Source organism: Acinetobacter sp. ACNIH3 (genome assembly GCF_002918965.1).
In the GTDB taxonomy this organism is placed as follows: Bacteria; Pseudomonadota; Gammaproteobacteria; order Pseudomonadales; family Moraxellaceae; genus Acinetobacter; species Acinetobacter schindleri.
In genome coordinates, this window is record NZ_PQLP01000018.1 from 19,118 (window position 1) to 31,877 (window position 12,760).

Consider the following 12,760-nt stretch of genomic DNA (forward strand, 5'->3'; position numbering starts at 1 on the left):
TTTTTTTCATTTTGGGTATTAACGTTTAACAGAACGTGACATACCAGCAAAACGTTGTTTGAACTTGTCGATACGACCGCCAGTGTCAACGTTCTTTTGCTTACCTGTGTAGAATGGGTGGCAAGCTGAACATACGTCTAGGTAAAGCGTTTCTTTACCAACAGCTGAACGAGTTTCGATTACGTTACCACATGAACAAGTAGCAACTAGTTTTTCATATTTTGGGTGAATATCGGCGCGCATGGTCGATTCTCCATAAAGATCAAGAAGGTTTTGCTGTCATCGCAATTGATCACTCTCAGAAACTGAGGAAAGGCCAGAATCAAATTCAGGCAGATCAACACCACAACAGACCATTCTTTTGGCCCACCGAGACGGATACCGTCAGAGCTAAGCACAACAAGTTGGGCAATATTATACGTGAAACAAATTTAATAAGCGAATTATTCTTCAGTTTTAACTTCAACCTGTTTGGACCACATATTGGCAACAATGCCGCAAACCATCAGCTGAATTTGATGGAAAATCATGATCGGCAATACAATCATGCCAATTGGCTGACCAATAAACAGGATTTGTGCCATCGGCACGCCGCTGGCTAAAGTTTTCTTGGAACCACAGAAAAAAATAGTTTTCTGATCCGCTTTATCAAAACCAATCCAGCGCGGCACAAACAGGGCCAGCAGCATCACCAAAGTCAGTAAGACTGAGCAGGCAATAATGAGCAGTAATAAGGTCGTTAAGCTTACCTGATGCCACAGCCCTGCCACAACGGCACTACTGAATGCGCCGTAAACCACCATGAGAATCGAACCCTGATCAAAAATCTTAACGATTTCTGGCATTTTCTTCATTTGTGGAAATACCCAAGGACGCAGAATTTGCCCAAGGATAAATGGCACCAGTAGCAGTAAAGTGATCTGCATAATAGATGAGGTTGGATCAAAACCATGTTGTGACTGACCCAAAATAAAAAAGGCTACTAATATCGGGGTAATAAACATACCAACAATATTGGAAAATGAGGCACTACACACTGCACCGGCGACATTACCCTGTGCCACTGAAGTAAAGGCAATCGAAGACTGTACTGTTGATGGCAGGAAGCACATAAACAGGAAGCCCCAGTACAGTTCCTGACCCAATAACGGAACCAGGACCGGCTTGGCCAACAGACCAATTATAGGAAACAGTGCAAAAGTAAATGCGAACACCAAGGTATGCAGCTTCCAGTGCATCAATCCTTCAACTACGGCCTCACGTGATAACTTGGCACCATGCAGAAAGAATAAGATAGCAATGGCAACCGTGGTAATAGATGAAAAGACTTCAGCCGCCTGTCCTGATACCGGAACAAAACTGGCAAGTATCACCATTATAAAAAGCAGTATAGTAAAACGGTCCAATGCCAATAACTTAAGCATATCCCTTCATCCCTTAGATTTTATTGTTTGATATAAAAATGCCCGGCTATCTTAACAGATACCGGGCCCAGGCTATGCACTCAGATTGATGTAATCTTTTCATCTCTACATGAATACATTTCACATATCACACTTAGTTATTACGTGCATTATGGTCCTGCTGAATCAGTTCAATTTTATAACCATCTGGATCTTCAACAAATGCAATAACGGTTACACCGCCTTTCATTGGACCTGCTTCACGAACCACCTTGCCACCACGTGCCTTGATTTCTTCACAGGCTTTATAGGCATCATCGACTGCAATCGCAATATGGCCATAAGCATTGCCAAGTTCATAACTGTCTGTATCCCAGTTATGTGTCAGCTCGAGCACGGTATGGTTCTCTTCATCACCATAACCTACAAATGCCAGAGTGAAACGACCTTCTTCATAATCACGCTTACGAAGTAAAGTCATACCAAGCACTTCAGTATAGAACTTTAGTGACTGTTCCAGATTGCCTACACGTAACATGGTATGCAGCATGCGCATATTATTCATCCTTATTGCCAGATTGTTGTTGGTGTTCACCGAGTAATTTTCCAACCCAGACCACTAGAATGAGAATCGGAATCCCAATCAATGTGGTCATCAGGAAGAAGTTCGGATAACCGATATTGGTGACTATAGTACCTGAATATCCCCCTAAAATCTTAGGGGTTAGTGTCATAAGTGAGCTAAAAATCGCATATTGGACTGCAGTGAAAGATACGCTGGTCAAGCTGGATAAGAAGGCAATAAATGCTGCACCTGCTAGACCGGCAGCTAGATTGTCGACGATAATCGCAAAATACAGCCAGGCATCGCTATATGGCTTGATCACCTTGCCTGTCACTTCAATATCAGTATTACGATTCACATCCACAGGAACCAGTGGCTGGATATCGACATCAAGCATCTTGGTATTTTTAGCATCATTGCTCGTCTGATAGACATGTGTCACTTGCTGAACAGCTCGCTCATCCCCCATCAATACCACACTGATTAAATGCGCTGGCGCAGATTTCAGTTTTTCTGCTGGAATAGCTGTACTAAACACCCCCTGTTCTTCCAGCTTGGCTTCAAAACGCTCATCATTCAGTTCATAAATGATCTTTTGATTATCTTGTAAAGCTTCACCGACATATTGACCACGAACCACAATACTCCCTTCTTCATTAGCATGAAGGGTATTGTCGCTGGTAATTGGTAGAATCTGCAGCTGTGCATTACCTGATGTCTGCAGCAAATATGGCATGGACAGATTAACTGTACTATCAGTCGTATTAGCATTGGCATAAGCCGCCTGAACCTGAATCTGCTTGGCATCAGCCAGTACCTGTACTGGTACTTTCACTTTCCAGTAACCAACTTCATCCGTGTCTGCCTGATAGCGTTGCTGTCCAACCTGAATATCTACCGGATTTAGCTGTTGCCCGGATTTAACCAAACCAATAAAGATCAGATTGGTAGAACAGGCCAGAATGGCACCGACAAACATCAGCTTCATGATATTCATCTTCTGGGCCAATAATCCTCCCAGGAAACCACCTAAGAGGGAAAACATCACTCCATAGACCTTCACTGCTTCAGCAATCTGCTCCTTGCTAAAGTTCATGTCCTGATAGAACACATTGGAAATCACACCAGCAATAATGTCTGAAACACGGTAAAAACCAATCAGCAATAACAGGACCAAAGCCAGTTTTAGACCATAGCGCTTGAAGAAATCCGCAACCGGATTGACCCAGGTTTCATAGGCCATTTCCCGATTCACCGCACCCAGTTTCACCAAGGCGGCACCCACACCAAATGCGACTGCACCAGATCCGATAAAACGCAAAGATTCAAAAGTAAATAATGCAAAGGTATCCTGAATGGCAAACTGTTCAGTCAACATGCTCACCAGGTTACCTGAATATACATAGCTCACTACAAAGCTGATGACCGCGACAAAAAACACCCCGACTAGGCGGAAATAATCACTGCGTACATAGTGTTTACGCACACGATCGACCTGCGGTTCACGGATTGACAGCGTCGTGATAATCCCCACCAGCATCACAGCTGCCATCGCCAGATAGGTCCACTTCCAGGCATCATAAATATAGTTACCTTTTGCGGTACCTAGGTAAGCGGCAAGGAACAATGCACCCGCACCAGCGACAATCATACCAATACGGTAGCCTGCGTTATAAGTTGCAGCCAGCACGGTCTGCATCTGAGTTTCTGCCAGTTCAATACGGTAGGCATCAATCACAATATCCTGAGTTGCTGCGGAAAAGCCAAGCAAGACTGCACCAAGCGCCATCTGCTGAAGATGTAGTTGTCCTAAAGCCGGATCTGAAAAAGCCATAATACAGATCGCGCAAACAATCAGAATTTGGGCGATCAGCAACCAGGCACGACGTCGACCTAAAGCCTTAGTCAGGAATGGCACTGGTAGTTCATCAATCAGTGGTGCCCAGACAAACTTAAAGGAATAACCCAAGGCTGCCCAGCTAAAGAAAGTTACAGCACTTTTACTAATACCCGCTTCACCGAGCCAGAGAGACAGACTTGAAAAAATCAGGAGAATCGGTACACCGGCTGAGAAACCCAGAAACAGCATGATCAGCGCACGCCGGTCCAAGAAGGCTGTAAAGGCGGATTTCCAACCCGTCGTTTGTGTTGTCATTGCTTTATTATTTTCCGCAAAAAACCAGTAGTTGCTATTCAATCCTTTAATACAGGATCTTTCAACAAGATTTACCATTTTCTCTGCATAGATCATTTTATTTTTTTACGTCAAAAGCGACATGTTGGCTTGAATTTTCCGGCTAATTCTGTATACCTTAAATCATTAATGCACTATTTCGTTTTGGACATCAACAGTGACCCAGAGACTCGATCAAATTCATTCTTCAATAACCGCCAATACGATTAACACTACCCTAACTGCACAACAAAACCATGCTAAACTATTAAAGACAGCATTTGAACAAAGCGAAATACAACCTACTCTTGAAAAAACCCGCTTGCAGCCCACGCAACTGACACATATTCCAAAACTGGATAAAATTCCGGCGTCGACCAAGCGTATTAAACCACTCAATAATTTTCTTGGTCAGGATCGTGCACGTGCCTCAGTTGAAGCCGGGATTGCCCTGCCATATTCAGGCTATAATATTTTTGCTGTCGGAACCGCAGGTCTTGGCAAGCGCACCATGGTCAAACGTCTGCTACAGCAACATGCCAAAACAGTAGCAACACCAAATGACTGGGTGTATGTTAATAATTTCCAGAATTCCCGCCAGCCGATTGCATTGCAGTTTCTTGCAGGTCAAGGTCCTAAATTCCAGGCAATGTTGCATCAAAGCTGGCAAACCATTCTTAAACAGCTGGAACGTCGTTTTACTGCGGAAACCTATTACAACCGTATTGAGATGATCCGTCAGCAAACTGGTGATGAACAGCAGCAAGCGCTGATTGAACTGACCCGTGAAGGTGAAGAATTCGATCTAAAGCTGATCTCTCGCAATGATGAGCACTGCTTCGTACCGGTTCATCTCAAAGATGACAAGCTGCAGGAAATGACACAAGATGATCTGAATGCACTGAGCAATAAAGATCGTGCTGAAATTGCATCCAACATGCGTTACATGGATAAAAAACTGGAACGCCTAGGCCTGCACCTCGGTGATCTGGAAGATGATGCTCGTGACCGTGTACAGGTACTCAACCGTGAGATTGCCAAACAGGTGGTTGTACCGCGTGTTGAACAGATGCTGGCTAAATTTAAAGATGTAGAAGGCCTGGATAAATATCTGAAATTCTATGCGGAAGACATCATTAATAATGTCGAGATTGTGCTGGAACAGGAAGAAGATGACTTTACTCCTGGCCTGTTCAGTCGTGTGCCGTCCCGTTATCAAGCCAATGTCATTGTGACATATAAGCCAAACAGCGGTGCGCCGGTAATCTTTGAAGATTTCCCAACCCATTACAACCTGCTCGGTCATGTAGAACAGTTAACCCAGAACGGTACGATTACCACTGACTTCACCTTGATCCGTCCGGGCTCAATGCATCGTGCCAATGGTGGCTTCCTGATGATTGAAGCCGAGCAACTCTTAGAACAACCGTATGCATGGCAAGGCCTAAAACGTGCATTGAAATCTGGTCAGCTGAAACTGTCTTCTCTGGAACATATGCTAACGCTAACGGGCAGTATTTCGATTGAGCCAGCGGCGATTCCACTTGATATCAAGATCGTGTTACTAGCTGAACCAGAAATCTATTATGAAATTCTGGAGCTCGAACCTGAGCTGGGCAGTATCTTTAAAATCCGTGCTGACTTTACAGATACATTACAACGTAATGACGAAAATGAGCAGGCCTATATGCAGCTCATTGCTGATTACGTTCAGGCAGACAAACTGTTGCCTTTTGACCGTTCTGCCTTGGCTGCCTTATTGACTGATTCAAGCCGTCAGGCTGAAGACCAAAGCTCCTTGTCATTACATGCGCTGACTTTGGGTGATTTGATTCGTGAAGCGCATCATCATGCCTTTAAAGCTGATGACAAAATGGTTTCAGAAAAACACATCAACACTGCCCTGGATCATCGCAAATATCGCTTAGGCTATTTACGTGAGCTATATTGGCAAGATCTGTCTCGTGGTACCCAGTTGATTGAAACACGTGGCCATCGTCTTGGTCAGATCAATGCCCTGTCCGTTATTCACTATGCGGACGTGGAATTTGGTTTACCATCACGCCTGACTGCCTCAGTGTATCAAGGTGGTGGTGACATTCTGGATATCGAACGCAGCGTGGAACTCGGTGGTTCACTACATGCTAAAGGCGTATTGCTAATGGCGTCTTTCCTGAAAGCGCATTTCGGTCGTGAACAAACCCTGCACTTCTCTGCAGCTCTGGCGTTTGAACAAAGTTACGGCCAGGTGGATGGTGACAGTGCTACTGTGGCTGAACTTTCTGCATTGATCTCAGCCATTAGCCAGCTGCCAATTGACCAGTCTTGGGCGATTACCGGTTCCATGAACCAGCTCGGTCAGGTACAGCCAATTGGTGGGGTAAATGCCAAGATTGAAGGTTTCTTCGATGCCTGCAAATTGCAAGGCTTGACTGGCAAGCAAGGTGTGATTATTCCACGTCAAAACATGCAGCATCTGATGCTGCGTAAAGATGTAATTACAGCAGTTGAAGCAGGTCAGTTCCATATCCATGCGATTGATACTATTGATCAAGCACTGGAAATTCTAATGGCACGTCCGGTTGGTACCTTGGACAAGAAAGGCCGCTATAGCAAGCATTCGATTTATGCTGCGGTGATGGAGCAACTGGATTACTGGCAAGCTATTGAAGATGGTGCCGAGCTTGAGGAAGAAGAGCCAAAGAAAAAGAAAAAAAAGAAGAAAAAGAAAAAAGACAAAGCACCAGTAAAGGATATTCAGGCAGATCCAGATGCGCTTGCAGCAGCACTTGCGGCTGAATCAAAAGAACTGGAAAAATCTGAAACCTCTGAGAATAAGGCAGAAAACTAATCCTGCCCCTTTCCACTTTAAGTGTTAAATTTCAGTCATAAAAAAGCGCTTCTCTGGAAGCGCTTTTTAACATCTGCAAGTCTAATAAAACTATTAAGCTTCAGGTGCCGGGCTGTATTGTTCAACTAAAGACTTCAATTCACCTTTCTGGAACATATCGAGCATGATATCGCTACCACCGATCAATTCACCATTGATCCACAATTGTGGGAAAGTCGGCCAGTTCGCAATAACTGGAAGAGTTGCGCGAATGTCTGGGTTTTCCAGAATATTCACATAAGCAAATGGACGACCAATTTGACTGAGTGCTTCAACCGCACGAGCAGAGAAACCACATTGTGGGAATTGTGGTGTGCCTTTCATATAAAGAAGTACTGCGTGTTTGGCAATTTGGTCACGAATTAACGCTTCTGTATCGCGTGCTTGTTCAGTCATTGATATATCCTCAATAAATCTGCTTCGCATTATACTCAAAATGAACTAAAACAGTATGTCTAAAACAATATTTCATGTTTTATTTACAATTCAGCTTTTATTCTGTTTGAGATTTTGCTTATATAGGTCCTGTCGTTATGTCTATATATGGCATCTATGACTTCAATTTTCAATCCACCTAACAGATAAGAGTTAGTCATGAAGAACATTACCCTTGCTCCTGTGCAAACTGGTCAACCTTCACACTTGATGCCGGTATTTGGCCGTCAGCCGATCAGTTTTGTCCGAGGACAAGGTGCTTATCTTTATACTGAAGATGGTACTGAGTATCTAGATGCTCTGACCGGTATTGCAGTATGTGGGCTGGGGCATGCCCACCCGGTACTTGCTGAAGCAATTGCTGAACAGGCCGCCACCCTGATTCACACCAGCAACCTGTTTGAAGTACCATGGCAGACTGCTGCTGCACAAAAACTGGCTGAAGTTTCAGGCATGGAAGAAATTTTCTTCTCGAATAGCGGTGCAGAATCCAATGAAGGTGCAATCAAGATTGCACGTAAATTTGGCCATATGCAAGGCATCGCTACACCAAAAATCATTGTGGCTGACCACTCTTTCCACGGTCGTACTTTGGCTACCCTCTCGGCGACAGGTAACAAAAAAGTTCAGGAAGGTTTTGGACCGCTGGTTGAAGGCTTTATCCGCGTACCATTTGGTGATATCGAAACGATTCAGGAGGCAGCAATTAATCACCCTGACATCGTAGCTGTTTTCGTTGAACCGATTCAAGGTGAAGGCGGTGTCAATACTGCACCACAAGGCTTCAGCTACCTGGAAGAAATCCATCAACTGTGCAACCAGCATAACTGGCTGATGATGCTGGATGAAGTTCAGACAGGTAATGGCCGTACCGGTAAATACTTTGCATATCAGCATACCAATATCGTTCCAGATGTACTGACCACTGCAAAAGGTCTGGGTAATGGTTTTCCGATTGGTGCGGTGATGACCCAAGGACGTGGTGTTGGTGTTTTAACTGCCGGGAACCATGGTTCAACTTACAGCGGTACAGCATTAGGTTCACGCATTGTTTATACCATCCTTGATATTATACAAAAAGAAAATATCGTGGCGAATGCAGCTGAAAAAGGTGCTTATATCGTTGAGCAAATCCGTAGCCAGCTTGGTGATCAGCATATCACTGTTCGTGGTTTTGGTCTGATGATCGGTATTGAATTGCCAAAAGCATGTGGCGAACTGGTAGATATCGCGCGTGATGAATATAAAATCATTATCAACGTAACTGCAGGCAATGTGGTACGTCTACTGCCTACCCTGAACATTACTCAGGAACAGGCTGATCAACTGATTGAACGTCTGGTTAAAATGATTAAAGCATATCTGGCTTAATTTCTTAAAAGCCAGAAACATAAAAAGCCGCATCAAGCGGCTTTTTTAATTCTTTGCGGTTTATGATGCGATTTGCAACAAACGTCCGCCAGACAACTGGCCAAAATATTGTTTCAAGGTATCAAGACAACGGAGAATTTTTATAGGTTGTTGTTCACGTTTTGGCATGACTGCATATAGCGTAAATGGTTGTAATTTCCACTCAGGCAGGACTTCAATCAAAGAGCCGTTTATTAAATCTTTTTGTACATCCAGATATGACATGCGGGCAATGGTATTGCCATGCAGACACATCGACTTCGCCACAATACTGTTATTGGTGTTTAGTCGTGAGCTCAGTTCAAGTTCAACTTTTTGGGCTGTATTGACATGCTGGAAATAAAATTGTTGATGATTGTTCAAATGACTGAGTGACAAAATGTCATGTTGCTTCAGATCATCCGGCTGTGTAATTAAAACAGATTGATTGATGTAACTCGGAGCTGTTACCAAAATCTGTTCAATCTGAATGAGTGGAACGACTTCAACATTGCTATCGTCGATGACTTGATCAAGGCGCAGTTCAATATCAACACGACTATCCTTCAGGTCAAGCGGTTGATCTTGTGTTTCAAACTGCACTGTCAAACCACGGTGCGCAGACATCCAGTGCGACAATGCCGGAATCACATGCATTGAACACAGTTCTGCAGTTGCGACGATACGCAGGTCACCAACCAGATCATCACGCAGCTCATTGATACGGACTTTGCCACGTTCAGCAGCGGATAACATTTCCTGGCAGCTATAGAAAAAAGCCTGGCCTGCTTCAGTCAAACTCAATTTTCGTGTGGAACGGTTCAGGAGAATCACTTCCATGTCCTGCTCCAGCGATCGAATCTGCTGGCTTACGGCACTGGTAGTAATACCCAGTTCACGTGCAGCACCGCTAAACGAGTTTTTCTCTACAACACAAGCAAATACGCCCATTGCTCGAAGTTGATCTAACATAAATTCCCCTCTAAACTTATGAGGTGCTTCATCCTTTGATAAAAGCAACTCATTGTATTATACGGTGAAATTTAGCATTTTCACCTTTTTATTCAACTATTCGGTAAAACGGATGCAGGATTCACCGGTTTTCCATCCAGACGTACCTGGAATTCAAGCATGGTACGGGTTGTACCACTTGAACCCATTTCTGCAATCTTCTGGCCTGCGGTTACATTTTGACCACTTTTCACGTTAAGTTTACTGTTATGTGCATACGCAGTGATGTAGCCATTAATATGTTTGACCAGTACCAGATTGCCATATTCTTTTAGACCGTCAGCGGCATACACCACTTGACCATCAGCAGCGGCAAATACCGGATCACCAACATTACCTGCGTAACGTATGCCCTTAATATTTGAAGCCAGATTGTATTGCTGCAATACTGCACCATTCGATGGTTTTACCCAACGTAATCCGGATGATGGTACAGTCGTCACAGGAGCAGGTGTAGTGACTTTTGGTGTTAATGATGGTGTCGTTTTAACACTGGTCTGCGCTGGAGTTACCGGCGTTGGAGCCACGACAGTTTTACGCTGGATAGGTACTGAAGTATCAACGACTTGAGTAGTCGTACTGCGTTTGGTATTTTTCAAACGGATCGATTGACCGACATAAATACGATATGGCTCAGGAATGTCATTCATTTCCGCGACACTGATATAGCTTAGACCATAGCGTGCTGCAATGCCACTTAAAGTGTCACCTGAACGAACCGTATAAAAATCAGGTGCTGCAGCATAACGTGCGGAATTATTAATATAAGGTTTGGTTGCACACCCAGTTACGATAACTGCTGAAACCACTGCTGTTGTGAGTACTAACGTTTTAATCAGGCCTGTAGGCAAAGCAATAAAGCGTTTCGGTGACACCAGGAACATTATCTTCCTCTCTAACATCTATACGGTTTAAAAAACTCGATTAGATTAGCAAAAAAACACAGCAAATAAGGTTGCAATGTCCATCTATTCACAAAGTTATAACATTAGTTAGATTTTATTTAAAATCTGACCCTGTAATTCGTGAAGTACGTCATAGTTTGTAGCATCCATCTGGATTGGCGTCACACTGACATAACCATTGGCGATGGCAAAAAAGTCTGACTCAATTTCAGTTCCTTGATGCTTTGGCATTGCAACTGCTTCACCAGATAGACCAATCCAGTAAACCTGACGGCCACGCGGATCCACATGACTGCTAATGGGTTTAGACTGGCTACGGCGACCTTGGAAGGTCACTTTGGTTCCTTTTAGCTCAGCGATATCCGGAATATTGACATTAAAGATCTGACGCTCAGGCAATGCTGGCAAACCTGCTGCAATAAAGTCATGAACCCATTGCGCTGCAACACGATAATCTTCTGGTGAGGTATAAGCACGCACGTTTTGCCCACACAAAGAAATAGCCAGTGCAGGATGTTTTGCTAGACGACCTTCAAATGCTGCCCCCACTGTGCCTGAATACAATACATCATCCCCCAGATTGGCACCGCTATTAATGCCACTCACCACAAGATCGAATTCGACATCAAACAAACCATTCATGGCCAGATAAACACAGTCTGCCGGAGTACCATTTACTGCCCAAACATCTGGAGCAATCTGAATCGGTCGCAGTGGACGGTCAAGGGTCAATGCACTGGAAAATCCGCTACGTTCGCTTTCAGGTGCAACAACCACTACACGGCCTAAGGCTTTTAAGCTCTGCGCTAGTGCTTGTATGCCCGGAGCAAATACGCCATCATCATTTGATATCAATATATTCACAGCAAAATCCCGTTCGTCCCAAAAAATGACTGGTTGGGACATTTGTTTGTATTAGCCACGGAATTATATATATTTATCTTTCAACATCCATCTTTAATATATGTGGTTCATGATGATTAAAAATACGGTTGCTGTAGCCGCACTGGCTTTTGCTCTGACTGCTGGCCTGAGCTCTCCTGCTTTTTCAGCTGAAAATTTATCTGCTGAGGTTGATTTGACTATTAAGGAAGACCTGGCTTCAGTTCAAGTGCTCACTGAAGTTTGTCCGGGGATTGTGGGTAAAAATGCCAAATTTGAGCAGAACACTCAACAGCTGATTAAACAATACTTATCCGATTATTCTGATAAATCGATGACTTATGACAAGATCCAGCAGGACAAGGAATATCAGTCAGCACTTCAAGAAGCACGCCAGGAAGCAAAGCAAACCGCTAAAGATGAACATCAGGCAGTGTGTAATGACCTGATCACCCAACAAATCTAACTCAGACTTTCTGACAGGATGATGCAGCGCCATCATCCTGTTTATATAACGATTTTCTCCATTATTTTACGGCTTCCTTACATTTTTAATCTTTTCATTCCTTCAAAATTAGTTAATCTAAGCCCATCTTAATTTTTAATTTGAGCTTTTGATTTTCAATGAAAAATTTATTCATTAAAGCCTTTGGCATTTTTACTCTTTCAACTTTCAGCATTTTGACTACACAAAGTTTTGCAGCCGATACCAATATTGAAGTCACTCCAATTCAAAAAGTGACTCAGCATGAGCTTGCGGCCATTTATGTACTTTCAGAAATTTGCCCAGGTATGGTGAAAGACCAGAATAAATTTAAAGCGGGTTATAGTCAGCTGGTCAGTGAATATATGCCTGGTCAAAAGAACCCGGTAGAAGCCTTGAATCAGCTTAGCAAAAACACAAAATTCCAGCCGATCCTGAAAGAAGCACAACAGGATGCGCAGAAAGCAGGTCAGCAGAAAAATCAAGCGATTTGTACAGAACTCACCACTTATAGCAAATCCTGATTTTTTTCTGCCGCCATGCTTACAATACTTTTGAAATAAGCCACTGCAAACCGTAGAAGTCCGCCTAGCTTTGTCCTAAAATGCTAGGCTCTTCGTGCT

Annotated in this window: 12 protein-coding genes; 4 read left to right on the forward strand and 8 right to left on the reverse strand. The window is 43.6% G+C overall.

Annotated elements, in window-relative coordinates:
* Positions 1-18: 18 nt before the first annotated feature.
* The 4 genes from rpmE to C3420_RS09135 form a co-directional block, all read right to left on the reverse strand.
* The gene (gene rpmE / locus C3420_RS09120; RefSeq protein ID WP_004782616.1) at positions 19-243 is read right to left on the reverse strand and encodes a 50S ribosomal protein L31; all 225 of its coding nucleotides are present in this window, start codon (positions 241-243) and stop codon (positions 19-21) included.
* A 200-nt stretch (positions 244-443) separates the two neighbouring features.
* Entirely contained in the window at positions 444-1,424 is a 981-nt protein-coding gene (locus C3420_RS09125) for a bile acid:sodium symporter family protein (RefSeq protein WP_103800393.1), read from the reverse strand.
* A gap of 133 nt (positions 1,425-1,557) precedes the next feature.
* On the reverse strand, positions 1,558-1,959 hold the full coding sequence (gloA, locus tag C3420_RS09130) for a lactoylglutathione lyase (RefSeq protein ID WP_004810451.1): 402 nt from the start codon (positions 1,957-1,959) through the stop codon (positions 1,558-1,560).
* A 1-nt stretch (position 1,960) separates the two neighbouring features.
* Positions 1,961-4,123, reverse strand: coding sequence for an AmpG family muropeptide MFS transporter (locus tag C3420_RS09135; RefSeq protein ID WP_171294460.1), 2,163 nt, complete (start codon positions 4,121-4,123; stop codon positions 1,961-1,963).
* A gap of 196 nt (positions 4,124-4,319) precedes the next feature.
* On the opposite strand from C3420_RS09135, the gene C3420_RS09140 reads away from it, so the two are divergent.
* Complete coding sequence (locus C3420_RS09140) at positions 4,320-6,992, forward strand: Lon protease family protein (protein WP_103800391.1); 2,673 nt, start codon at positions 4,320-4,322, stop codon at positions 6,990-6,992.
* Between the two features lie 93 nt (positions 6,993-7,085).
* Here the strand turns inward: C3420_RS09140 and grxD are convergent, their stop codons facing one another.
* A complete protein-coding gene (grxD, locus tag C3420_RS09145) occupies positions 7,086-7,427 on the reverse strand; it encodes a Grx4 family monothiol glutaredoxin (protein WP_004810457.1) in 342 nt (113 codons plus the stop codon).
* A 198-nt stretch (positions 7,428-7,625) separates the two neighbouring features.
* Here grxD and C3420_RS09150 point away from each other — a divergent pair, with 198 nt between their 5' ends.
* Complete coding sequence (locus tag C3420_RS09150; protein ID WP_103800390.1) at positions 7,626-8,837, forward strand: aspartate aminotransferase family protein; 1,212 nt, start codon at positions 7,626-7,628, stop codon at positions 8,835-8,837.
* A gap of 60 nt (positions 8,838-8,897) precedes the next feature.
* On the opposite strand, the gene C3420_RS09155 is transcribed toward C3420_RS09150, so the two are convergent.
* The 3 genes from C3420_RS09155 to surE form a co-directional block, all read right to left on the reverse strand.
* A complete protein-coding gene (locus C3420_RS09155; protein ID WP_048882105.1) occupies positions 8,898-9,827 on the reverse strand; it encodes a LysR family transcriptional regulator in 930 nt (309 codons plus the stop codon).
* Positions 9,828-9,919: 92 nt separating this feature from the next.
* Positions 9,920-10,750, reverse strand: coding sequence for a peptidoglycan DD-metalloendopeptidase family protein (locus C3420_RS09160; RefSeq protein WP_071320511.1), 831 nt, complete (start codon positions 10,748-10,750; stop codon positions 9,920-9,922).
* Between the two features lie 108 nt (positions 10,751-10,858).
* Positions 10,859-11,635: a 5'/3'-nucleotidase SurE gene (gene surE, locus C3420_RS09165; protein WP_008306600.1), complete on the reverse strand. Its 777-nt coding sequence runs from the start codon at positions 11,633-11,635 to the stop codon at positions 10,859-10,861.
* Between the two features lie 109 nt (positions 11,636-11,744).
* Between surE and C3420_RS09170 the strand changes: the two genes are divergently transcribed.
* Positions 11,745-12,119, forward strand: coding sequence for an MCR_0457 family protein (locus C3420_RS09170; RefSeq protein WP_004894072.1), 375 nt, complete (start codon positions 11,745-11,747; stop codon positions 12,117-12,119).
* Positions 12,120-12,277: 158 nt separating this feature from the next.
* Positions 12,278-12,661 carry an MCR_0457 family protein gene (locus tag C3420_RS09175; protein ID WP_103800389.1) on the forward strand — a complete coding sequence of 128 codons (384 nt, stop codon included), beginning with the start codon at positions 12,278-12,280 and terminating at the stop codon, positions 12,659-12,661.
* Positions 12,662-12,760: the final 99 nt, after the last annotated feature.

What these genes read in the sequence shown, in the direction of transcription:
- rpmE (WP_004782616.1), bottom strand. Translation starts at nt 243, where the DNA reads ATGCGCGCCGATATTCACCCAAAATATGAAAAACTAGTTGCTACTTGT.
- C3420_RS09125 (WP_103800393.1), bottom strand. Translation starts at nt 1,424, where the DNA reads ATGCTTAAGTTATTGGCATTGGACCGTTTTACTATACTGCTTTTTATA.
- gloA (WP_004810451.1), bottom strand. Translation starts at nt 1,959, where the DNA reads ATGCGCATGCTGCATACCATGTTACGTGTAGGCAATCTGGAACAGTCA.
- C3420_RS09135 (WP_171294460.1), bottom strand. Translation starts at nt 4,123, where the DNA reads ATGACAACACAAACGACGGGTTGGAAATCCGCCTTTACAGCCTTCTTG.
- grxD (WP_004810457.1), bottom strand. Translation starts at nt 7,427, where the DNA reads ATGACTGAACAAGCACGCGATACAGAAGCGTTAATTCGTGACCAAATT.
- C3420_RS09150 (WP_103800390.1), top strand. Translation starts at nt 7,626, where the DNA reads ATGAAGAACATTACCCTTGCTCCTGTGCAAACTGGTCAACCTTCACAC.
- C3420_RS09155 (WP_048882105.1), bottom strand. Translation starts at nt 9,827, where the DNA reads ATGTTAGATCAACTTCGAGCAATGGGCGTATTTGCTTGTGTTGTAGAG.
- C3420_RS09160 (WP_071320511.1), bottom strand. Translation starts at nt 10,750, where the DNA reads ATGTTCCTGGTGTCACCGAAACGCTTTATTGCTTTGCCTACAGGCCTG.
- C3420_RS09170 (WP_004894072.1), top strand. Translation starts at nt 11,745, where the DNA reads ATGATGATTAAAAATACGGTTGCTGTAGCCGCACTGGCTTTTGCTCTG.
- C3420_RS09175 (WP_103800389.1), top strand. Translation starts at nt 12,278, where the DNA reads ATGAAAAATTTATTCATTAAAGCCTTTGGCATTTTTACTCTTTCAACT.